Raw genomic sequence first — 23,196 nt, forward strand, 5'->3', positions numbered from 1 at the left:
TAAAATAGCATGAATTTACAAGAACAAATCGCGAAACGCAGAACGTTTGGGATCATTAGCCACCCTGATGCTGGCAAAACTACTTTGACAGAAAAACTCCTACTCTTTGGGGGTGCTATCAAAACTGCTGGAGCGGTCAAGTCCAATAAAATAGACACACATGCCAAGTCCGACTGGATGGAAATAGAGAAGCAGAGAGGTATCTCTGTGGCTACTTCTGTCATGGGATTTGAATACAAGGACATCAAAATCAATCTACTAGATACTCCTGGTCACCAAGACTTCGCGGAGGATACTTATCGTACCCTCACCGCAGTGGATAGTGTGATCATGGTCATCGACTGTGTGAAAGGCGTGGAGATCCAAACTGAGAAGCTCATGGAAGTCTGCCGCATGCGCAATACGCCAGTGATCTGCTTTATCAACAAGCTAGACCGTGAAGGTCAGGATCCTTATGATCTTTTGGATGAAGTAGAGGAAAAACTCAATATCAAAGTTCGTCCACTTTCTTGGCCCATATCTATGGGTAAAACTTTCAAAGGAGTGTATAATCTCTACGAAAAAAGTTTGACTCTTTTCCAAGCTAGCCGAAGACAAGTGCTCGATGAGCAAATACAGATCAAAGATCTCAATGATCCCAAACTTGATCAGTTAGTAGGTAAGTCCTATGCTGATCAACTAAGAGAAGATGTTGAACTGATAGAGGGCGTCTATCCTGACTTTGATGTCAATGACTATTTGGAAGGTAAAGTAGCTCCTGTATTCTTTGGCTCTGCTGTCAATAACTTTGGCGTGAGAGAATTGCTAGACACCTTTATACGTATAGCTCCAAAACCGAAAAGCCGTCAGACGGAAGAGCGTGAAGTCAAGCCTGAAGAAGATAAATTCAGTGGATTTGTATTTAAGATCCACGCCAATATGGACCCAAAACACAGAAATAGGATTGCTTTTATCCGTGTATGTTCGGGCACTTTTGAGCGAAATAAGCCTTATCTACATGTCAGAAATAACAAGCCGATCCGCTTCAGCAATGCCACTGCCTTCATGGCGCAGGATAAGGAAATCTTAGATGAGGCGTTTCCAGGTGATATAGTAGGTCTCTATGATACAGGTAATCTAAAAATCGGTGACACGCTTACTGAAGGAGAACAAGGCACCTTCAAAGGCATCCCAAGCTTCTCTCCAGAGATCTTTAAGGAAGTCATCAACAAGGATGCGATGAAGACTAAGCAACTTGAAAAAGGCCTCAACCAACTCATGGAAGAAGGGGTAGCGCAGCTATTCACTTTTGAAGTAGGCTCTCGTAAAGTAGTCGGTACCGTAGGTGTGCTACAGTTTGAAGTGATCCAGTTTAGACTCAAAGCAGAGTACAACGCAAGCTGTGAATTCTCACCTATGAACTTTTACAAAGCCTGCTGGATAGCGAGCAAGGACAAAAAGCAGCTGGATGAGTTTGTCCGCTCTAAATATAGACACATCGCTAGGGACAAAGATGGTAAACTCGTCTTCATGGCTGAAAGTAAGGCTTGGCTACAGATGGTGCAAGACAACTACCCAGAGATCGAGTTTCACTTCACCTCAGAGTTTTAAAGGAAAGCATTTGAGACAAAAAACCACTGTTGATCGATCAACAGTGGTTTTTTGTTTTTATCTAATAACTGTTTAATTCCTATTTAATCAACTCATCAATCATTCTCAAAATATAGCCCATGAAAATTGCTTACCTTTGCATTTAAACTTAATGAATTGACAATGAAATTACCTTACACCGTAGTGTATGAAGACAACCACTTGCTCATCGTAGATAAGGATGCTGGAATTCTCGTACAAGGTGACAGTACAGGCGACAAAACACTAACAGACTATTGTCGTGAGTACATCAAAGAAAAATATGACAAACCAGGAGATGTATTTTTACATCCTGTTCATAGACTAGATAGACCTGTGAGTGGCTTAGTAGTGTTTGCTAGAACATCCAAAGGACTAGAGCGCATGACCAAGTTATTTCGCAATAGAGACATCCATAAAGTGTACTGGGCTGTCGTACGTCACAGACCTAAGCTCGAGACAGGTAGACTAGTCAACTGGCTCATCAAAGATGAAAAACGCAATGTGACTACCGCCTATCGCAAAGAAGTAGAAGGTAGTCAAAAGGCAGAGCTTAGCTATAAAACACTGGGGAAACTCAATGATCATTGGCTATTAGAAGTACGCCCTGTGACTGGCAGACCGCATCAGATACGTGTGCAACTAGCCGATATGGGTTGCCCGATCAGAGGCGATATCAAGTATGGATATGCCAAACCCAATCCTGATGGTAGCATCAACTTGCATGCAAAAAACTTATATTTCGAACATCCTATCAAAAACGAAAAGATGAGCTTAAGAGCTGGTCTACCTAAGGATGATTTCTGGGAACAGTTTTTGGTACTAGAGGAGCTAAACCTGAAAGATAAAGACATCGAAAATCTATATTAATCACATGCGAAACTTCAAACAACTCATCGCCTCGCTTGTCCTCACTTTCTCTGTGCTTGGACTGCATGCTCAAGAAGCTTCAGATGGCAAGAGCCTTCTCTGGAAGATCAGTGGCAAGGACCTCAAGTATCCTTCTTATATCTATGGCACCATTCATGTGATCTGCGAAGATGATTTTTACCTAGAAGACTTGGTAGATGAGAAGTTTGAGGAGACCTCTCGCTTGGTATTAGAGATAGATCTATCCAGTCCAAATACGCAAGCAGTCATGATGCAAAATGCCTACATGACAGATGGCTCTAATATGAGAATGCTCCTAGACTCTGCTACGTTTGCTAAGACTAATCGCTACTTTATAGACTCGGTCGGATTCAATTTAGATCAGATTGGTATGTTGAGACCATTTATGCTGACAGCCATGCTATATCCTAAACTAGTAGGCTGTACTCCTGTAGCTTACGAACAATACTTCATGGACAAGGCCAAAGAACTAGAAATTCCAATAGCAGGTATAGAGCGTATTGAAGATCAACTAGCGATTTTTGAAAAGATCCCTTATAAGGATCAAGCCAAATCATTGGCTGACATGGTTGCTAATATGAAACAAGCTCGTAAGGAATTTGCCTCCTTACTCGCAGTGTATAAATCACAGGACATCCAAAAGGCTGCTGCTATGATCAAAGAGTCAGAAGAGTATAAAGACTTCGAAGACATCATGCTCACCAATCGTAATAAAAACTGGATAACGCCCATGATCAAGCATATGAAAGAAACCCCTACTTTCTTTGCATTTGGTGCAGCTCACCTAGGTGGCGAAGAAGGTGTCTTAAACTTGTTGAAAGCAAAGGGCTATACCGTAACACCCCTAAGAGAACAGGAGTAATCTTTATTTTTAACTATAAATCAATGCTATGAAAAAACTATTTTTTATTACCCTGATCAGCTTAATGAGTAGCACATGGGTAGCTGCTCAGAGCACTTATATCTTTGTCAGACATGCAGAGAAAGAGAGTGATGGTACTCCCAATCCTAACCTTACAGTAGATGGTCATAAGCGTGCTGTGGCATTGGCTAATTTCCTGAAAAATCAACCCGTAGATGCGATCTACAGTACTGACTATCTCCGCACGATGCAGACTGCAGGTCCACTAGCCAAGATGAAGGATATCAAAATAGACACCTACAATCCTGCCGATCAAGCTAACTTCGCGCAAATGCTTAAAGAAAAGCAAGATCAAGTGATTACGGTGGTCGGTCATAGCAATACAATCCATCATTTGGTGAACTTCATGATGGGCGAAAAAGTACTAGATGAATTGGATGAAAGTGACTATGAAAATATCTTCATGGTCTATCTAGATGTAGAAGCTGGCAAAAAGAGCTTACTCAGACTTCAATATCCATTTTAATAAACCACATTGCCAAAAAATGAAAGAGGGCGATTCTGAATCAGAATCGCCCTCTTTCATTATAGTGATGATCTACTTAGCTCAATACTTTCTCTGCTAAGACGATGATTTTATCATTTAAAACTTCTACCACTCCACCATCTATCATGAACTGAGACTTGCCTTGAGCAGTAGAAAAACCTACTAGACCATTGGCCAGTGCAGATACTAGAGGCGCGTGACCTTTTAGTACTTGAAAAGCTCCTGCTGCTCCTGGGAAGCTCGCTTCAGAGACTTCTCCTTCAAATACTTTCTTTTCAGGTGTGATGATTTCTAAATACATATTTTGATCAATTTAAAACTAAACCCGTCTTTGTCTGACGGGCTTATTGATTACTTAGCGTCAGCGAGTAGTTTTTCACCTTTTTCGATGGCCTGCTCGATATTTCCTACCAAGTTGAAAGCCGCCTCAGGTAAATGATCTAACTCACCGTCCATGATCATGTTGAAACCTTTGATTGTATCTTTGATATCAACCAAGACACCCTTCAGACCCGTAAACTGCTCTGCTACGTGGAAAGGCTGAGATAAGAATCTCTGAACTCTTCTCGCTCTATGTACGACCAATTTATCTTCTTCAGACAATTCATCCATACCAAGGATTGCGATGATATCTTGAAGTTCTTTGTATCTCTGTAGAATCTCTTTTACTCTTTGAGCTGTATTGTAGTGCTCGTCACCTAAGATGGCTGGATCTAGGATTCTAGAAGTAGAATCTAGCGGATCTACCGCAGGATAGATACCAAGCTCAGAGATCTTACGAGAAAGTACTGTGGTAGCATCCAAGTGAGCGAAAGTAGTCGCTGGAGCTGGGTCAGTCAAGTCATCAGCAGGTACATAAACGGCCTGTACTGAAGTGATCGAACCGTTCTTAGTAGATGTGATACGCTCTTGCATGGCACCCATCTCAGAAGCTAATGTTGGCTGGTAACCTACCGCAGATGGCATACGACCTAGTAGGGCTGATACCTCAGAACCTGCTTGTGTAAATCTGAAGATATTGTCAATGAAGAAAAGGATATCTTTACCTTGACCGTCACCTTCTCCATCACGGAAGTATTCAGCAATCGTCAATCCTGAAAGGGCTACTCTAGCACGTGCACCAGGAGGTTCGTTCATCTGACCAAACACGAATGTTGCTTTGGACTCTTTAAGCTTCTCAGTATCTACTTTAGATAGATCCCATCCACCGTGCTCAAGAGACTCCATGAAGTCTTCACCGTAAGATACGATACCCGCTTCGATCATCTCTCTCAAAAGGTCGTTACCCTCACGCGTTCTTTCACCCACACCTGCGAATACAGAAAGACCTGAATATGCTTTAGCGATGTTGTTGATCAGCTCTTGAATCAACACTGTCTTACCTACACCAGCACCACCGAAAAGACCGATTTTACCACCTTTAGAGTATGGCTCGATCAAGTCGATTACTTTGATACCTGTATAAAGTACTTCTTGAGAAGTAGAAAGGTCTTCGAATTTAGGAGCTGCTCTATGGATAGAGAGACCTTTTGTTCCTTTAGGCTGTGCGATACCATCGATCGCTTCACCTACCACATTGAATAGACGACCTTTGATATCATCTCCGATTGGCATTTGGATAGGCGCTGCAGTATCTACTGCTTCCATTCCTCTTACCAAACCTTCAGTAGAGTCCATAGAGATCGTTCTGACGCGATCTTCTCCTAAGTGCTGCTGCACTTCTAGGACGATTCTCTGACCGTTTTCTTTAGTGATGACAAGTGCATCTAGGATATTAGGCAACTTAGCTCCTTCTGCAGCAAAGCTGACGTCCACTACCGGACCGATTACCTGTGTTATTTTACCAGTATTCGCCATTTTGATATATTAATGTGATAGGGTTTTTTGTTCTTGCATTTCGAGTTGCAAAATTAATACATAAAGCTTAATACCAAAGCAACTTGCGAAATTTAATATGGTGAAAGTCAAAAAATCAGCCCCTCAAAATAATCCTGAAGGTAGTGGCTACCCCTGGATCAGAAGATTTGACAAATATTCGTCCATTATGGTAGTTTTCTATGATTCGCTTGACTAGCGTGAGACCTAGTCCCCAGCCTCTTGTCTTGGTCGTGTAGCCTGGCTGGAAGACTTGCTTGAGTTTATTTTTGGCGATACCCTTTCCGTTGTCAGTCACATCCACGATCACAAATTGCTCACTTTCTTTGATAATGTAGATGTCTATCTTCCCTACACCTTTCATCGCATCTACTGCGTTCTTACAGATGTTTTCGATCACCCAGTCGAAAAGCGGCTTATTCATCTTGGCAGTCAGCTCGCGAGTATCTGAGTGCACTTGCATTTCTACCTTGCGACTAATCCTAGGACGCAAGTAGTTGACAGTCTCCTCTATAGCTTCTATCACATTTTCATCTTTGATGACTGGTATGCTGCCTATATTAGAAAAGCGAGCCGTGATCATTTCCAATTTATATATATCCTTGCCTAGCTCCTCTATCACCTCTTTGTTTTCATCTGCCATTGGAGAATTTTTGAGATACTCTACCCATGCCATGAGTGACGAAAGCGGTGTACCTAGCTGATGTGCTGTCTCTTTGGCTAGACCAACCCAGACCCTATTTTGTTCTGCGATCTTAGAGTGATTGAAGGCTAAAAAAGCCAATAAGCCAAATATCAAAATCACTGACAACTGTACGTAGGGATAATACTCTAGTGAAGTCAGCAAGTAGGAGTTTCTGTAATAGATGAAGTTGACATCATAGATAGAGCCATCCGTATTGAGCAATGTAATAGGAATCGGATCATAAGTTGCTTTCATGAGTGCAAGCTCCTTCTTGAGTACCCTTGCCTGTTCTTCTTCATCTGCTCCTTCTCTGAAGTCAATGTTTTTATGATTGATTGGCTCATTGTAGCCATCTGTGACGATTACTGGGATGGAATTATTATTCTCTATAATTTGCCAATTAAAAGATAGGTTTTCATCCGCATTATTATTGACCGCATACTCAAGGGCATCAGCATAAAGCTTGATAAGACCTTGCTCCCGAGCCTTGAGCTCTGTCGCCAAATTGGTCGTGTAAAATATAGAACCTACCCCAATGATGACCGAAATCAAAATGATTGACCACCTCACTAGTGAGCGGTTTTTATACAGGTCTACAGTGGTAAATTCCTTTATCTTCCTCTTCATAAACTATACTAACGCCCCTTACAACGAAACTCCATACACATATATTCTATTAGCCCCTGAAATGAACAAAATTGACCTTTTGAGTGTTATTTTAATGTGATTGGCTCAATGAAAGCAATTCAAATTTTAGCTTTCAGCATTTTACCAATCCTGTCCCAACTGACAGCTTAAGATTATTTTTAACCTAAAAGAAAAGATCAAATGAGTACTAAATTGAATCAAATCGGACTAAAAGTAAAAGATACTAAAGCCTTAGTGGAGCAACTTAACAGCCTATTGGCAAATTATCAAATTTATTATCAAAACTTGAGAAACTTCCACTGGAATGTATCTGGCCCAAACTTCTTCGAGCTACATGCTAAATTTGAAGAATTGTACACTACTGCACAAACAGGTATAGATGAAGTCGCAGAGCGTATTTTGACTTTAGGAGCAAGACCCTATTCCTCTTATAGTGAGTTTTTGGATAATTCTCAGATAGAAGAAGCTAAAGTAATCAGTGATTCAAAAAAAATGGTGGAAATCACTAGAGACAATCTCACTGCCCTCATCGATGTAGAAAGAGTAGTTTTAGAAACTGCGGGTGAAGTCGCAGACGAAGGTACAATTACATTGATCAGTGATTATATTACTGCACATGAAAAAACAGTTTGGATGCTTTCTGCTTATTTGAAATAATTCAATATTTGAAATTAATTGAAGGGCTTTCTAATATGAAAGCTCTTTTTTTATGCACGCATCTTAAGGAATAGGTATCATTTAGACGAATATATCACTTGATCCATGACCTTTTCATTTCAAATCTTCTAAAGCCTCCTTATCTTAGATTTTTGATTAACCCTACTTTACTTTATCAGCTATGAAAAATAAGTTCATCCTATCTATTGTTGGCCTCTTTAGTTTAGCGCTCTCATCTTGTGAGCAAAAGCCTAACAACTCTACAGAGACTATATCAGAGACTTTTGTTGAAGAACATACTGCTCAGAATTCGCTAGATTGGTCTGGAACTTACGAAGGCACGCTGCCTTGTGCTGACTGTGAAGGTATCCTCACAAAACTAACACTTCAGCAAGATGGTAATTACTCATTGATCACGGAGTATCTTGGAAAAGAAAGCGGCCTCTTAGATACTTTAAATGGCACTTTTACATGGGATGGCAATGTGGTAAAGCTTGAAGGAATCTCACAAAATACAATATCAGGTCGCTACAAAGTAGAAGAAAACCGAGTAAGACATCTAGATATGGAAGGAAACGTGATTACAGGTGAATTGGCTGATAATTATATATTGAAGAAAGTAGCTAATAACAAGATTGAGTAAACCAACTTTTTCAATCTAAATTCTAAATCCCATTTTTAATTTTAAAATGATGAAAAGACAATTTTTTACATCAGTAACACTCTGCCTATTGCTCTGCTTTGCGTGTGATGATTTCTCTGATATCATGCCTAACTTTCAGCTAGAAACAGCAGATCAGCTAGATGCAGACGAGTATGCTATATACTCGAGTATTTTATCTAGGTACAGCACCTCTGAGCTTGTCATTCGCCAAAGGACTTCAGACTTCACTCCGGTAGCAGAAAACTTTGCTTTATTCTTTAATCTCGAGGTGCTTTCCGAGATGGATGAGGGGCTTTTTGATAGCTATACAGCTGCTAATGCAGAATCTTTCAATCTAGACGAGTCCATCCAGATCCCTATGAAACAACTTCATTTACTCTCAAATGAAGGCATGAACTATTTTTTCAACAACATAACCAATGAAAATGCTTGGACTAGGTTCGAAAAGCAGTATCCCCAGAGCGGTATAGCCTATCATGTTTTCAATAGAGTCGGTTTCAATGATACCAAGACACAAGCACTAGTAGGTGTAGAAATGCATTGGTACCAACAGGGATCTAATGAAACACAGAAATTAGGGTCATTGAATTATCTAGAAAAGGTAAATGGCACTTGGATGATCATCAGATCAGCCTCATATGAACTTAATTAAGAAGAATTTAATCATCATCCTACTCAACCTGCTGAACAGATAAACGTAAGAGGAGAAAGTGCACTGAAAGTATATAGCACCACAAATTCAAACTCAATCCTCCTATCATGATGATTACAAAAAAATGATCGCCACTTTGGTGATGTGTCTGTTTGTTGTGAAAGCATTTGCGCAGGTATCTACACATCAACTATCTAGTCACATCCTCGACATCAGTCTAGGAAAGCCCGCCTCTGGGGTAAAAATCAGCCTTTCAAAGCAAAATCAAAATGGCAGCTGGCAAGTACTTGAAGAGAAGGTGACAGATCAGGATGGTCGCATCAAGGATTTTTTGAAAATGGATAAGGGTAAAGAGCACCTAGGCATCTATAAGCTCACCTACTACACCAAACCATATTTTGAAAAACAAGACCTCTCCTCTTTCTATCCCTTTATAGAAGTGGTATTTGAGTTGAAAGACAATGAGCACTATCATGTACCGATCACACTATCTCCATTCGGCTACTCAACTTACAGAGGGAGTTGAGCAAATCAGACTAAAGTCACTGAAAAGTATTCAGTGACTTTTTTTATGTAAAAAGAACAAAAAATATTTACGACTTTTTTATCGTAAATAAGAAATTTGTATTTACATTTGACTCAAGAATTAAGACATGTTTTCTAGAGCTTTTGAACATGGCATAAAAGCCATCATATACATAGCCACTCAGTCAATGGATGGCAAAAGAGTAAAAATTGGTGATATCGTGGAGCAATCTGGCTCTCCTGAGGCCTTTACAGCTAAGGTGCTCGGTGTGCTCACAAAGCAAAAAATCATTAACTCCCATACAGGACCTTATGGAGGCTTTGACATCACGATGGATCGCATGAAAGAAACAACAATCAGTGAAATAGTACATGCTATAGATGGCGATGTGCTCTTTACAGGCTGTGGTCTTGGCCTAAGTGAATGTAGTCATCTACGCCCTTGTCCTATGCACGATAAGTTTGTCAAAGTAAGAAATGAAATAAAAAGCATGCTATCGAGCACAACAATACATGACCTAGCACTGGGTCTAAAATCTGGAAAAACCGTACTGATGAGATGAAAAAAAAATTTGAATACATTTACGACTTTTTTATCGGAAAAAGAATCTGGCTGACTACTGCCCTGCTTTCTTTTGTCCAGTTGGCATATAGCCAACAGACGCCTAATCCAAGTACTGAAAACTGGATGCTGAGTCCTGGCATCATTGGCACTATAGTGCTGATAGCGATTGTTCTGATCATTGCTATTTTCATACTGACGACTAGGCTGAGCAGCTATATAGATATCGTCAAAAGGAAAAAGATCGCCACCGAAAAATTAGCCTTTGCTGAAGAACTTATACAACTAGAAGATTCGGAAATTGATCAAATCCTCCTACAAAGAAAAGCAGCACTTAATTTCAAATTGAGTGGTGAAGAACTAGGTGGTCATATAGTTGCCAAAGACGGTAAGGGTATGATCATCAAAGTGACTCATGATCCTGAGAATCCGCTAGTAGATGAAAAAAAGAATACAAGCTTAAGCGTAGAAACACCCCTTCCTCTCAAAAAAATCATTCTTTGGTATATCGGTGCTTCTGTCTTTTGGCTAGCATTTGGTACACTAATCGGGCAGTATGTCGGGATGAAATTTGTATGGCCAGAGATGGATAGCTTCTCGTGGCTATCTTTTGGTCGTCTGCGCCCTGTACACACCAATACAGTCTTTTGGGGCTGGGCATCTCTTGCGATGATAGGGTTGGGGTACTTTGTGATTTCTCGTACATCCAATACGAAAATCTATAACTATACTTGGGCTTGGTATGCCTGGTGGCTGATCAATCTCTCAGTAGTCATCGGTAATATTTTCTTGATGTCTGGCATTAACAATGGCGGAGGAGAATATAGAGAGTATATCTGGCCAGTAGCACTGCTTTTTGCAGGAGGACTGATTTTCACTCTGATGAACTTCTACCAGACAGTTGCTACTAGAAAGGTTTCAGAGATATACATCTCTAACTGGTATATTCTGGGGGGACTCGTGTGGACTATAGTCCTAGCTACGATCGGCTATCTTCCCCAATTCCAAGATGGACTTGGCGAGACCGTCATCCAAGGCTACTATATGCACCAAGGTGTAGGGATGTGGTTTATGACATTTACACTTGGACTGATTTACTATTACTTACCTTCTTCGCTAAATAAACCCATTTATTCTTACTCATTAGGTGTCTTAGCTTTTTGGACACAGATGTTTTTCTATACCTTGATTGGCACGCATCACTTTGTATTTAGCCCTTTACCTTGGTGGCTGCAGACGGTATCGATTGTATTTAGTGCGGGGATGTTTATCCCTGTGATAGCGGGCACAACCAACTTCCTACTAACAATGAAAGGTAGCTGGAGCGATATTTCAAAAAGTTACGTACTCCCTTTCTTCTTAGTAGGAGTAGTTTTCTACTTTGTCGGATCTACACAGGGAAGTTTGCAAGCCTTTAGGTTTACGAATTTCGTGTGGCACTTTACTGATTTCAATGTGGCGCATTCACACATGACCATGTACGGCATCATCACATTTGTACTTTGGGCCTGTATCTACGCAATAGTACCAAAGATTACGGGAAAAAATCCCAGACAAGTATTTGTTGGAGTTCATTTTTGGCTGGCATTCGTAGGGCTTTTTGCCTATATGATCTCAATGATGGCTGGCGGTACACTTCGTGGGCTTAGTTGGATAGAGGGAGAACCATTTATGGAGTCTGTGATACTGATGCAGCCTTATTGGGTATGGAGAGCTATTGGTGGATCATTGATGTTTTTATCACACCTAGTTTTTGCTTACAACTTCTACGTGATGGCACGAAATATCAAACCACAATCATCTCAAGTGAAAAGGATCTTTCAAAACTCAAATATTTAAATCTAGGTCACATGTTAGATTTTCATAAAAACCATCGATTACTTGTTTTGACTGCTTTTACTGTATTTTTAGTACTAAGTATCATCATAGCAGTTATTCCCGCCTATCAGCTTCAAGAGACAGAACCACTGCCTAATATGGAGGCACTCAGTGATCAAGAGCTTCGAGGTCTACAAGTCTACACTGCTGAAAACTGTGTCGCTTGTCATACCCAACAGGTCAGAAACATAGAGATGGATAATACTTGGGGAGATCGTCCCTCCATGGCATCTGACTACTACTATAGTAAGATGAGACAAGATGTCTGGCGACAATCTCCATCGATCCTAGGAAGTGAGCGTACAGGACCAGATCTGACCAATGTGGGCAAAAGACAGCCTGGAGAAGAATGGCATTTACTTCACCTCTACAACCCGAGAATCGTAGTCAAAGAATCCATCATGCCTAGCTATCCTTGGCTGTTCGAAGAAGTATCTGAAAAAGACATCCGAAAAAATGACCTAGTTGTGCCTGTACCAAGTAAGTTTTTGAAGGATAAAGACAAAAAAATAATCGCTTCTGAAAAAGCAAAAGACTTGATAGCCTACCTGCAATCATTAAAGCAAGCTAGTCTCACGGCCAATATGAAAGCAGATGAATTTATTCCCGCAAGTAAAAAGAAAGAGGTCACTAAAAGTGACGAAGAAAGTAATCTTGTAGATGGTGCGCAGCTTTATATGAAAACATGTGCCGCATGCCACCAAGCAGATGGGCAAGGCTTATCAGGAGCATTTCCTCCGCTTGCTGGTAGCAGTATTGTCAATGATTCAAATCCTGAAACATTGATCAAAATCATCCTACAAGGGTATGATGCACGTGCAGAATATGGTGTCATGGCGGGTTTTGCAGAGATGCTCACTGATGAAGAAGTAGCAGCTATCGCAAATCATGAAAGAAGTAGCTGGGGCAATAGTGCGCCAACTGTCACTAAAGATGAAGTGAAGAAAATCAGAGATTATATCAAGATGCTAAATCAATAAAGCCATGTCATTAAAGAATAATGCTATTTTACTAAAAAGCACACTGTTGACATTGCTAGTACTCCTGATCACGACTTCAAGGCTGTTAGCCTGCGAAGTATGCGAGAGTAAGCAACCCGAAGTACTCAAGGGCATTACTCATGGAACTGGGCCACAGGGAGACATAGATTATATCATCATTTGGTCTGCTGTCATCATTGTAACTTTCACGCTGATTATGAGTGTCAAGTACTTGATAAAACCTAAAGAACACCAGCAAGATCACATCAAACATATCGTACTGGAAAAATAAAAAGCTATGGAAGATCAAAGAATAGTAAAAGTATTTTTGGATGATGATCCTCAGCCATTTGCGGAGTTTGCTCCACCAGTAAAATTCGTATTTGACTCTACTAAAATCCCAGATGGAAAGCACCTATTAAAAATAGTAGCCAAATCCACAGATGGTATTGAAGGCGTAAAGTCTATTCCATTTGAAGTGAGGAATGGGCCCTCCATCTCTGTAGTAGGTCTTAAGGAAAATGAAATAGTCAACGAGCAAGTTGCCATCACGATCAATGCTTATGGAAGTGAGAGAAAAGACGTGTTTGTAGTCACTGGATCAGAAACCCCAAAAGGTATACCTTCTTGGGTTTGGGCATTGCTCATAGCCTTTGTTGGCTTTGCCTTATTTTACTTTATCATGTACTGGAGTCCGGATCTTTACAAATCATTTTTCTAATGAAAGTAGAGATGGACCTAATAGACTTAAAAGATATCAAACTACTTGTTGATAGCTTTTACAGCAAGGTAAGAAAGGATGATCTACTTAAAGATATCTTTCAAAATGTGATCAAAGATCAGTGGCCAGTTCATCTAGAAAAAATGTATCGATTTTGGCAAACTATCCTTTTAGAAGAACATACTTATTTTGGTAGCCCTTTTCCTCCACACGCTAAACTTCCAGTTTCTAGGGATCATTTTGATCGATGGATACTTTTGTTTGAAACAACCGTTAGGGAAAATTTTAGTGGTGAAAATGCTGACAAGGCTGTCCTGCAAGGTCAGCGAATGGTTGAAGTCTTTCATGCTAAGATAGAGTACATGAAAACGAACCCCAACACCCTCCTATAAACCAAAAAGAGAAGGTGCCTCAGGACACCTTCTCTTTTTTTATAAAATAATCGTTTGATTAAACTTTCACTTTAAACCACTTCCAGAGCACGGCATAGTTGACCTTGGTGCCATGCATCAGGATACCTACTCTGTAGATACGGCCAGCTAGCCACGTAGTCGCAAGGAAGCCTGCTATGAGTAATCCCATAGAAAGCGCTAATTCCCAAAACGGCACGCCAAATCCTACCCTTCCCATCATCACTATCGGTGATGTCAGTGGGATGATCGATAGCCAGAAGCTGATCGTACTATCTGGATCATTGAGCACAAAGGAGAACAGTCCGAAATACCCTACTAAAAGCGGTATCGTGACTGGAAACATGAATTGCTGTGCATCAGATGGCGAGTCTACGGCTGATCCGATAGCTGCAAAGAATGCTCCGTACAAAAGAAATCCTCCTAAGAAATAGAAAATAAAGAGTAGGGCAATTTGTAGCCAATTGACATTGAAAAATGCCTCCAGCGTAGCTCCCATATCAGAGTTTTGCAAAGCCTGAACTGCTTCAGAAGAAGCGCCAGCCTGACCAGACATCATCTCGGCTGATGATCCATCTAACCCGAAATAACCAAGGATCACGATGGAAAGTGTATTGATCAATATGACCCATATCAGAAACTGCGTCAGACCAACAGCACCTACTCCCGTGATCTTTCCAAGCATTAGTTGAAAAGGCTTCACAGAAGACACGATGATCTCTACGATACGGCTAGTCTTTTCCTCGATGACTCCTTGCATGACTTGATTGCCATAGATGAGGATAAAAATGTAAATCAAAATCCCTGATACGAAGCCAATACCATAATTGACCATACCACTAGACGCTTTCTCCACACCCTCTTCCGTGAGACTAATAGACTTAATAGAGACAGCAGTTTTTACTGATTTGAGCGCCTCTAGATCGATCCCAGACTGCTCAAGCCTAATATCTTCGATCTTACGCTTCAGGCCAGACTCTAAGCTACTAATGAAGCTCATACTAGAAGAAGCAGCACTGTAGAAAGTAATTCCCTGTGGATTAGTGATATCTACTTTAGGAATATAGAGCAGACCATAGACATTGCGCTCTTTCATACTTGACTTAGCTTCTTCTAGCCCCAGTCCAGTATCAACATACCGGTAAGTTTCAGAGTCTTCAAATTGAAACAGCTGATTTTCATCGATTACTTCTATGATTTTTTGATCAGCACTCTTTTGTTCTTGTACAGCAAAATATATGAGGCCACCCATTAATGCAGGGAAAATCAATGGCGTGAGTAATGTAGCTAGTAAGAAAGACTTCTTTTTGACACGTGATACATACTCTCTTTGGATGATTAGTAAGATCTTATTCATGGGGCTACCTCCTGTACTTTAGCAATAAAAATGTCATTTACACTTGGGATTTTCTCTTCAAAGGCATGAACCTCTACCAATGGTAGCAATGCTTGAAGCAGCGTATTAGGACTAGTCCCTTCTGGAACCTTGATCAAACTGGTCAAAAGTTCTTCAGATAATCCATCCCCAGCTTCTACTATGGAAAAATCACTGCTTAAAGTACTCAGGTTACCTTTATGCTTCACTTCATACAGGTTAGCCTTATAGCTATTTCTGATCTCTTTTACTGTACCATTAAGGATTACCTTAGACTTATTGATCATGGCGATGCTATCACAAAGCTGCTCGACAGATTCCATTCTATGGGTGGAGAAAATAATTGTAGCACCTTGATCTCTCAGTCTAAAGATCTCTTCTTTGATGATGTTTGCATTGACTGGGTCAAATCCTGAAAATGGCTCATCGAGGATAATTAATTTAGGATCGTGCATCACGGTGGCTACAAATTGAATCTTTTGTGCCATCCCTTTAGAGAGATCTTCTACCTTCTTATCTTTCCAAGACACGATATCAAATCGCTCCAGCCAGTACTTGATCTTAGCTTTAGCATCAGAAGACTTAAGACCTTTAAGTTGTGCCAAATAGAGCAATTGATCCAAAACCTTCATCTTCTTATAGAGTCCCCTCTCCTCAGGTAGGTAGCCAATAAGCTCGATATGCTTAGGCTGAAGCTTCTCTCCGTTGATCTCTATGAGACCACTATCAGGGTTGATGATTTGATTGATGATACGGATCAGTGTGGTTTTACCAGCGCCATTTGGACCTAGAAGACCAAATATCTGATTAGATCCAACGCTCAGACTTACCTCAGAAAGTGCTTGGTGATCACCATAGCGCTTACTGACCTGTTGAATGTTTAAGATGTTCAAAGCTGAAAAATGTTTATGGACTTAAAAATTTGATTACAAGTGTATCAAATCTAGAAAAAATTATCGAAATGTCACACTGCCCATCGATACGTCCACATTAAAAGTGAGGAGATTAGGTGCATCTTTTTTATACCCTCTACTGACATAGGTGTTTTTATCTATTGCCATCAGGGTCTTAGGTATACTCGTGCTGCAAAATGCCGTACTCTTGATATGAATGATAAAAGGCTTGTCATCGCTAGGCAGTTGTATATCAAGAGATCCTGCCCCAATATTAGCTGCTACATTAGACTTGTTAGCCATATTATCAGTGAAAGAAACTAGGATCGAACCCCAGCTAACATCGAGTATCATCTCTCTGGCATTGGTCATATTGGCATTAATAAGCTCAAGAGAACCCATATTCACATTCACCATGAAGGTATCCATGTGAACTGAGTTAGGAATGTTTTTGGAGTAATTAACCACTACATCAGAGCTTGCTGTTTTGATTTTGCACTGATTGATGGATAGCTGAGAGAGGTCTAGCTTGGCAAGTCCAACACCAAAGTTTAAATCTAAATTGTATAAATGACTACTATTGAGTCCTAGTTGCCATTTATTCTCATACTCGTCTTGATCATCAGAAGAAAAAAGTCTATAAGACAATGATTTGCCCATACCTTCTGAAGAGACATTTTTATGATCTAAAGTCACATAAAGTACTTTATCCTCTTCGACTTGATTTAGGTCGGGCATCACATTCGCCTTTTTGAGATCACAATTGATCTCTATAGCCGCATCTATAGACTGTCGCTTTAGCTCAGAAAAACCCTTGTATGAGGAGAATTTAAAGTCAACCATCCCAAAGTCAGACTTTTCTCCTATGATATATTGCTTATTAATCTGTGCTATGACCCCTTGAAGCCCTGTACATAGCGACAAAACAAATACGATGATACTGTTACGCATATTGCACTTTTACGAGGCTCTAAAAATAAGGTTCTGTTTTTAAAAATAAAAAAAGTACAACGTTTAACTTGAAAAGAACAGATTTTATATTCAATCTAAATAAGCAACTGTAGGAATGATATGAAATGAAAAAGGAGGCCATCAGCCTCCTTTAGAAATATAATTAAAAGAAATCTTTCATCCGATCAAAAAAACCTTTTTCAGCTTGTTTCATGTCAGGATTAAAGTTTTCAGAACCTCTCATCGATTCAAGCTTTTCTTGTTCTTCTTTAGATAATTTTTTAGGTGTCCAGATATTGACATGGATCAATTCATCTCCATAGCCATAGCCGTTGAGATCCTTGATGCCTTTACCCTTGAGTCTAAGGATTTTACCACTTTGCGTACCTGGATCTATCTTGATCTTCACTTTACCATCAATCGTAGGTACTTCTATCTGAGCACCTAGAGCTGCATCTATGAAGCTAATATAGAGGTCATACACTACATTATTACCATCTCTTTGGAGTACTTCATCTGCTATCTCCTCGATCACGATGAGTAAGTCTCCTGCTACACCACCTGGCGCTTCGTTTCCTTTGCCAGACATGGACAGCTGCATACCATCTGCTACACCAGCAGGGATATTGATGCTGATCACCTCTTCTTGTTGCTGTAGACCTGTGCTATCCACACCAGCTGGTCGCTTATCAATTACCTGTCCAGAACCTTGACATACTGGACAAGCATTGGTGGAGACCATTTGTCCTAGCATGGTATTGACTACCTTACGTACTTGACCTGTACCATTACATGAGGTACAAGTCTTAAAAGTAACGCCATCAGCAGCTACTAATCTTTTGACCTTGATTTTCTTCTCTACTCCGTGAGCGATCTCTTGGAGGTTTAGCTTTAGTTTCACGCGTAGGTTTGTTCCCTTGCGTACTCTTCTACCTCCGCTTCTAGAGCGACCGCCTCCACCAAAGAAGCTTTCGAAAGGATTGCCATCACCGAAAATATCTCCAAACTGAGAGAAGATATCTTCCATATTCATCCCGCCACCTCCGTAGCCACCACCATTGCCACCTAGGCCTTGGTGACCAAATCGGTCGTATCTCTCTTTCTTCTCAGGATTGCTCAACACTTCATAAGCCTCAGCGGCTTCTTTGAACTTATCCTCTGCACTAGGGTCATCCGGATTTTTATCTGGATGATATTTGATCGCTAGTTTTCGATAAGCCTTCTTGATCTCATCTGCTGAAGCTGACTTGTCTACGCCTAATATTTCGTAAAAATCTCTTTTTGCCATGACTATGCTCCTATCACTACTTTCGCAAATCGCACTACCTTATCTCCTAGATAGTAGCCTTTTTCTACCACATCTACCACTTTACCTTTGAGTGATTCATCTGGCGCAGGAATCTGTGTGATCGCTTCTTGAAGTTCGGCATCAAAGTCTTTTCCTTTGGCATCTTCCATCGGCTTTAGCCCTTGATTTTCGAGTATTTTAGTAAACTTCTGGAAAATCAGCTGATTCCCAGCGATGACTTGACTGACATCCTCTGCCTTCTCTGCAGCTACTAAGCCTCTCTCAAAATCATCCAAAACTGGAATCAATTTAGTAATCACATCCTCTGAAGCTGTTTTGATAAGTTCCAAGCGCTCTTTAGCTGTTCTTCTTCTGTAATTATCAAACTCAGAATATAATCTGAGGTATTTATCTTTAGCCTCTGCAAGTTCTGCCTCTAGACGAGCTACATCTGACAATTCTTCAGTACTGTCAGCTGTCTCTTCTTGATTGACTGCTTCGGATACTTCTTCTTGTTCAGCGGCATCTTGATTGAGCGCATCTTTGATCTCTTTTTCTTGCATATCTTTTGACATATACTTTATCTATTCTAGTGTATGGTGAGTATGTCAATTATTTTGCCATGCAGCTCCAACTGACATATTGACATTTGATTATTCGTTGATCGCTCTCCAGATCATATCTTTGAGCTCATCCAAACCCATATTAGCTAAGCTAGACATAAATACTACAGGAACACCTTCGGGACAATCTGCCTTCATTTCTCTTTTGAGTTCCTCATCTATCATATCACACTTAGATACTGCTAGTAGCCGTTTTTTATCCAAAAGTTCTGGATTGTATTTCTTAAGCTCGTTGAGCAGGATATTGTACTGTCCTTTGATACTATCAGCATCTGCAGGCACTAAAAATAATAGGATGGAATTTCGCTCTATGTGTCTCAAAAAACGAATGCCTAGTCCTTTACCTTCAGCAGCGCCTTCTATGATCCCTGGAATATCAGCCATGACGAAAGACTTATCGTCACGGTAAGGCACCACTCCCAGATTTGGTACTAGGGTAGTAAATGGATAATCACCGATCTCCGGCTTGGCGGCTGAGATGACTGAGAGTAGGGTGGATTTTCCTGCATTGGGAAAACCTACAAGACCGACATCTGCTAGAAGCTTCAACTCCAAAATGATCCATTCTTCTATGCCATCTTCTCCAGGTTGGGCATATCTCGGAGCTTGATTAGTACTTGTCTTAAAGTGATCATTACCTAGTCCCCCTCTTCCTCCACGAGTCAAGACGCGCTCTTCTCCGTCCATAGTGATCTCAAAGCGCACCTCTCCTGTCTCGGCATCTTTGGCTACTGTGCCGAGAGGCACCTCCAGTATGATATCTTGACCATCTCTTCCTGTTCTGCGACCACCTTCACCACCTCCACCATTTTCAGCGATGACGTGCTTCTTATATTTTAAGTGAAGTAGGGTCCAAAACTGCGCATTTCCTCTCAAAATGATATGTCCACCACGACCACCGTCACCCCCATCTGGGCCTCCTTTGGGTACGTGCTTCTCTCTTCTGAAGTGTGCAGATCCCGCACCTCCTGCTCCTGAACGTGAGCAGAACTTGATGTAGTCTATAAAATTTGAACTAGCCAATTTTTCTTGATTTAAGGTACAAAGGTAGGATTTCTCCTAAAATAAATTAGCCAAGCCCTTAGGACTCAGCTAATTTTAAATGACAAAATCTATCTGAATCAGTATTTATCTATCACTGAACTGATCTGATCGAATATTTCATTGATGGCTCCTACACCATTTATTTTGCTAAGCTTACCCTGCTTCTCGTAATATGATGCTACAGGCAATGTCTCGTCTAAGTAAACTTTGATACGGGTATTGATCTTATTTTCATCCTGATCGTCCGTTCTACCAGAAGTCTTTCCTCTTTCTTTGATCCTACTTTTAAGGATATCCTCTGGCACTTCAAGGGCTATCATTCCTGAGATTGGTTGCCCTTTAGCCTCCATGAGCTTGTCTAGTGCTTGGGCTTGTGGTACCGTTCTAGGAAATCCATCTAAAATAAAACCTGATGTATCCGTAGTGCTATTGATTTTCTCATCGACCATACCGATCACCACTTCGTCTGGCACCAGCTTCCCCTCATCCATGTACTTCTGAGCTAGCTTACCTAGGTCAGTTCCTTCACTCAGGTGTTTTCTGAAAAGATCTCCAGTAGAGATATGTGTCAGGTTATATTTAGCTATAATCTTTTCACTTTGGGTTCCTTTGCCCGCTCCAGGAGGGCCAAACAAAACTATATTCAGCATAATGAATCCTTTGGTCTTGATGTATTTAAAACGTCCATAGACAATAGCTACGAACTTAATAATTTATTCTTTTAACTGATAAATATCGGCTAGGTTTCTCCCTAATCCATCATAGTCTAAGCCATATCCAACAACAAACTTGTTAGGGATTTCAAACCCTACATATTGAAGTTTCATAGGCTTTTGTAGCGCCTCTTTTTTCCATAGCAAAGTAGCTACAGCTAAAGAAGCAGGTTTTTGAGCAAGAATATTTGTAATCAACTCACTCATCGTCAATCCTGTATCTACGATATCCTCTATGAGGATAATGTCTCTATCTTTTACATTCTCTTGTAGCCCCAAGAGATGGTCAAGCTTGCCTGTACTCTGAGTCGCTTGGTAAGACGCAATCTTGACAAAGCTGATCTCTACCTCCCCACTTAGTGACTTCATCAAGTCAGCAGCAAACATGAATGCGCCATTGAGGACTGCGATCATAAGTGGCCTTTTGCCCTGATAATCTATATTGATCTGATCAGCTAAGCCTTTGATTCTGTCTTGAATCACTTGACTCGTGAGGTAAATTTCAAACTCTTTATCCTTAATCTGCATGCTTTACTTGCTGTAGAAAATAAAAAACCCCGAAAGGGGTCTGCAAATATAGGCATTAATCTCTTTATCAAGATGCCTTTTTCATAAATGCTTTATCAATACTGTGTAAAGCGCCACCATACTCTCAAAGTCTGCCTTGTGCACGATCTCATTAGGTGAATGCACATGATCTTCGGGCGCACCTACGAAGCACCAGTCAAATGGATAAGGAGAGACTTGAAGCTCTCTCCCATCACTAGATCCAGCTCCTTCTACTTCGAGTTGATAAGGGATCTGGGCTTCTTCTGCGATTTCGATGATACGATTGACGTAAGACCTCCTCGGAATATTGCGATCACGCATCGATATGGCTACTCCTAGTCCATGCTGCACCCCTTCTGTGACCCATGTGATGTCTGAGATCAAAGCTTGTGTGATCCCCCACTTTTCATGAATAAACTTAGCAAGATAAGGCACAGACCCTCCTCCATGCTCTTCCCAAGTACTGAAAACTATAACACCATCTTCTAAGTCTTTGGCAACCTCTAGCGCATTGAGCACTCCGAGTCTGTTATCCATATATGGACTCTGGACATATTCTGCTGTCTCTCTGAAATCAGGCTGAAATGTCAAGCTCGTCCCTCGCTGTATAGGTCGCGCAAAATCATGATAGATATGACCTTCTTCATCCAATTTGATCCTACAGACTATCTCTCCCATACCATCCTTTCCAACTAAACGATAGCCATCCTCAGCCTCAGGACCTCCAATAGGAATCAGCTGATTTTCATACCGAACTGTAAAACCAATCGAATCCAAATGAGCAAAAATCGCTGTTCGTGGCTTTCCAAATTTGAGTATAATATTGTCCTGAAATCCTTCACCATGATAGATCTCTGGCTTTACTTTCCATGACTTACTTTCTTTTTTTATATAGTCAAGTATGAAAGCTGTCAAAGCATACTCTTCTCCAGATGGGGCGTGTATCGCACAAAGTTTTTCTAATAGTTGATAGGGATTATGGCTATTTCTAGGCATTTAATTGGGAACTTTAAAAGGTAAATGATGCTATCACTAATGTGATTTTCATACAACCACAAAACTACTAAAAAGATCAAAGTCTATGTCGATATATCAAAAATGTATGGCATAAAAAAACCCAAGTGCTTGAGAGTACTTGGGCTAATATCGAAAGCTAAAAATCTTATTTCGCAGCAGCTTTAGCCGCTTCTATTTCAGACTTTTTTCTTCTACCTCTTCTTTTTCTTCTTCCGTCTGTGACCGCCTTAAGTACTGTAGTCAGGCCATCTATCAGTTCTTTTTTCTCATTCTCATCTTTGATAGAGCCAAACAATTCTTCAAGAACCATTTGATTTACATTGCGGATAGTACCAGACTCTCCTTCCTTTACAGGACCAAATGAATCTTTGCCTTTCTCTACTACAAATTCTGATGTTTTAGAAAGCAGAATTAATTGTTTTAATCTTTTGTCCATGCCTTTATTTTTTTCGATTTAAAAATTTTATCTTAAAACTAGTTGTTAATTTATCAACTAACAACATTTTAATTTAATATATTGCAAGTCATCATGTAAAATTTAAATTTTAATTCCATGTTGGAATTGGTACTTTTGCAGA

General features: G+C 40.4%; 27 protein-coding genes. 14 read left to right on the top strand and 13 right to left on the bottom strand.

The annotated features are described in order from the left end of the window. The first annotated feature begins 9 nt into the window (after positions 1 to 9). The 4 genes from I5349_RS12500 to I5349_RS12515 all read left to right on the top strand — a co-directional run bounded on the left by I5349_RS12500 (position 10) and on the right by I5349_RS12515 (position 3,887). On the top strand, positions 10 to 1,590 hold the full coding sequence (locus I5349_RS12500) for a peptide chain release factor 3 (protein ID WP_226391118.1): 1,581 nt from the start codon (positions 10 to 12) through the stop codon (positions 1,588 to 1,590). A gap of 162 nt (positions 1,591 to 1,752) precedes the next feature. After that, positions 1,753 to 2,478, top strand: a complete 726-nt coding sequence (locus tag I5349_RS12505; protein WP_226391119.1) for an RluA family pseudouridine synthase — start codon at positions 1,753 to 1,755, stop codon at positions 2,476 to 2,478. A gap of 4 nt (positions 2,479 to 2,482) precedes the next feature. Next, positions 2,483 to 3,361 (top strand): TraB/GumN family protein, encoded by an 879-nt coding sequence (locus tag I5349_RS12510; RefSeq protein ID WP_226391120.1) that lies wholly within the window; start codon positions 2,483 to 2,485, stop codon positions 3,359 to 3,361. A gap of 28 nt (positions 3,362 to 3,389) precedes the next feature. Beyond that, entirely contained in the window at positions 3,390 to 3,887 is a 498-nt protein-coding gene (locus tag I5349_RS12515; protein WP_226391121.1) for a SixA phosphatase family protein, read from the top strand. Between the two features lie 76 nt (positions 3,888 to 3,963). On the opposite strand, the gene atpC is transcribed toward I5349_RS12515, so the two are convergent. From atpC to I5349_RS12530, 3 genes are all read right to left on the bottom strand, one after another. After that, positions 3,964 to 4,209: an ATP synthase F1 subunit epsilon gene (gene atpC, locus I5349_RS12520; RefSeq protein WP_226391122.1), complete on the bottom strand. Its 246-nt coding sequence runs from the start codon at positions 4,207 to 4,209 to the stop codon at positions 3,964 to 3,966. Positions 4,210 to 4,259: 50 nt separating this feature from the next. Then, the gene (atpD, locus tag I5349_RS12525; RefSeq protein WP_226391123.1) at positions 4,260 to 5,765 is read right to left on the bottom strand and encodes a F0F1 ATP synthase subunit beta; all 1,506 of its coding nucleotides are present in this window, start codon (positions 5,763 to 5,765) and stop codon (positions 4,260 to 4,262) included. A gap of 115 nt (positions 5,766 to 5,880) precedes the next feature. Beyond that, complete coding sequence (locus tag I5349_RS12530) at positions 5,881 to 7,095, bottom strand: sensor histidine kinase (RefSeq protein ID WP_226391124.1); 1,215 nt, start codon at positions 7,093 to 7,095, stop codon at positions 5,881 to 5,883. A gap of 201 nt (positions 7,096 to 7,296) precedes the next feature. Here I5349_RS12530 and I5349_RS12535 point away from each other — a divergent pair, with 201 nt between their 5' ends. The 10 genes from I5349_RS12535 to I5349_RS12580 all read left to right on the top strand — a co-directional run bounded on the left by I5349_RS12535 (position 7,297) and on the right by I5349_RS12580 (position 14,147). Beyond that, the gene (locus I5349_RS12535) at positions 7,297 to 7,773 is read left to right on the top strand and encodes a Dps family protein (RefSeq protein ID WP_226391125.1); all 477 of its coding nucleotides are present in this window, start codon (positions 7,297 to 7,299) and stop codon (positions 7,771 to 7,773) included. Positions 7,774 to 7,954: 181 nt separating this feature from the next. Beyond that, positions 7,955 to 8,416, top strand: a complete 462-nt coding sequence (locus I5349_RS12540; protein ID WP_226391126.1) for a copper resistance protein NlpE — start codon at positions 7,955 to 7,957, stop codon at positions 8,414 to 8,416. Between the two features lie 49 nt (positions 8,417 to 8,465). After that, the gene (locus I5349_RS12545) at positions 8,466 to 9,089 is read left to right on the top strand and encodes a hypothetical protein (protein ID WP_226391127.1); all 624 of its coding nucleotides are present in this window, start codon (positions 8,466 to 8,468) and stop codon (positions 9,087 to 9,089) included. Positions 9,090 to 9,213: 124 nt separating this feature from the next. Then, positions 9,214 to 9,615 carry a hydroxyisourate hydrolase gene (uraH, locus tag I5349_RS12550; protein ID WP_226391128.1) on the top strand — a complete coding sequence of 134 codons (402 nt, stop codon included), beginning with the start codon at positions 9,214 to 9,216 and terminating at the stop codon, positions 9,613 to 9,615. Between the two features lie 127 nt (positions 9,616 to 9,742). After that, entirely contained in the window at positions 9,743 to 10,177 is a 435-nt protein-coding gene (locus tag I5349_RS12555) for an RrF2 family transcriptional regulator (RefSeq protein ID WP_226391129.1), read from the top strand. After that, entirely contained in the window at positions 10,174 to 12,015 is a 1,842-nt protein-coding gene (locus I5349_RS12560) for a cbb3-type cytochrome c oxidase subunit I (RefSeq protein ID WP_226391130.1), read from the top strand. Before I5349_RS12555 ends, I5349_RS12560 begins: the two co-directional genes overlap by 4 nt. 11 nt (positions 12,016 to 12,026) lie before the next feature. After that, the gene (locus I5349_RS12565) at positions 12,027 to 13,034 is read left to right on the top strand and encodes a cbb3-type cytochrome c oxidase subunit II (RefSeq protein WP_226391131.1); all 1,008 of its coding nucleotides are present in this window, start codon (positions 12,027 to 12,029) and stop codon (positions 13,032 to 13,034) included. Positions 13,035 to 13,038: 4 nt separating this feature from the next. Next, positions 13,039 to 13,326, top strand: a complete 288-nt coding sequence (locus I5349_RS12570) for a hypothetical protein (protein WP_226391132.1) — start codon at positions 13,039 to 13,041, stop codon at positions 13,324 to 13,326. Between the two features lie 6 nt (positions 13,327 to 13,332). Beyond that, positions 13,333 to 13,755, top strand: a complete 423-nt coding sequence (locus tag I5349_RS12575) for a cytochrome C (protein WP_226391133.1) — start codon at positions 13,333 to 13,335, stop codon at positions 13,753 to 13,755. Beyond that, positions 13,755 to 14,147, top strand: coding sequence for a group III truncated hemoglobin (locus I5349_RS12580; protein ID WP_226391134.1), 393 nt, complete (start codon positions 13,755 to 13,757; stop codon positions 14,145 to 14,147). The genes I5349_RS12575 and I5349_RS12580 overlap by 1 nt, the downstream gene beginning before the upstream one ends. Positions 14,148 to 14,205: 58 nt before the next feature. Here the strand turns inward: I5349_RS12580 and I5349_RS12585 are convergent, their stop codons facing one another. From I5349_RS12585 to I5349_RS12630, 10 genes are all read right to left on the bottom strand, one after another. Next, positions 14,206 to 15,522 (bottom strand): ABC transporter permease, encoded by a 1,317-nt coding sequence (locus I5349_RS12585; protein ID WP_226391135.1) that lies wholly within the window; start codon positions 15,520 to 15,522, stop codon positions 14,206 to 14,208. Beyond that, a complete protein-coding gene (locus tag I5349_RS12590) occupies positions 15,519 to 16,433 on the bottom strand; it encodes an ABC transporter ATP-binding protein (protein WP_226391136.1) in 915 nt (304 codons plus the stop codon). Before I5349_RS12590 ends, I5349_RS12585 begins: the two co-directional genes overlap by 4 nt. A 60-nt stretch (positions 16,434 to 16,493) precedes the next feature. Further along, entirely contained in the window at positions 16,494 to 17,384 is an 891-nt protein-coding gene (locus tag I5349_RS12595; protein WP_226391137.1) for a toast rack family protein, read from the bottom strand. Between the two features lie 163 nt (positions 17,385 to 17,547). Then, positions 17,548 to 18,672: a molecular chaperone DnaJ gene (gene dnaJ / locus I5349_RS12600; protein ID WP_226391138.1), complete on the bottom strand. Its 1,125-nt coding sequence runs from the start codon at positions 18,670 to 18,672 to the stop codon at positions 17,548 to 17,550. A 2-nt stretch (positions 18,673 to 18,674) separates the two neighbouring features. After that, positions 18,675 to 19,247 carry a nucleotide exchange factor GrpE gene (locus tag I5349_RS12605; RefSeq protein ID WP_226391139.1) on the bottom strand — a complete coding sequence of 191 codons (573 nt, stop codon included), beginning with the start codon at positions 19,245 to 19,247 and terminating at the stop codon, positions 18,675 to 18,677. Between the two features lie 78 nt (positions 19,248 to 19,325). Beyond that, positions 19,326 to 20,318, bottom strand: a complete 993-nt coding sequence (gene obgE, locus I5349_RS12610; protein ID WP_226391140.1) for a GTPase ObgE — start codon at positions 20,316 to 20,318, stop codon at positions 19,326 to 19,328. A 98-nt stretch (positions 20,319 to 20,416) separates the two neighbouring features. Next, a complete protein-coding gene (locus tag I5349_RS12615; protein ID WP_226391141.1) occupies positions 20,417 to 20,989 on the bottom strand; it encodes an adenylate kinase in 573 nt (190 codons plus the stop codon). A gap of 63 nt (positions 20,990 to 21,052) precedes the next feature. After that, positions 21,053 to 21,580, bottom strand: a complete 528-nt coding sequence (hpt, locus tag I5349_RS12620; RefSeq protein ID WP_226391142.1) for a hypoxanthine phosphoribosyltransferase — start codon at positions 21,578 to 21,580, stop codon at positions 21,053 to 21,055. 81 nt (positions 21,581 to 21,661) lie between these two features. Next, the gene (locus tag I5349_RS12625) at positions 21,662 to 22,597 is read right to left on the bottom strand and encodes a M20/M25/M40 family metallo-hydrolase (protein ID WP_226391143.1); all 936 of its coding nucleotides are present in this window, start codon (positions 22,595 to 22,597) and stop codon (positions 21,662 to 21,664) included. Positions 22,598 to 22,763: 166 nt separating this feature from the next. Then, the gene (locus I5349_RS12630) at positions 22,764 to 23,054 is read right to left on the bottom strand and encodes a hypothetical protein (protein ID WP_226391144.1); all 291 of its coding nucleotides are present in this window, start codon (positions 23,052 to 23,054) and stop codon (positions 22,764 to 22,766) included. Positions 23,055 to 23,196 lie beyond the last annotated feature (142 nt).

This window comes from Penaeicola halotolerans, assembly GCF_016464625.1.
Lineage (GTDB): Bacteria > Bacteroidota > Bacteroidia > Cytophagales > Cyclobacteriaceae > Penaeicola > Penaeicola halotolerans.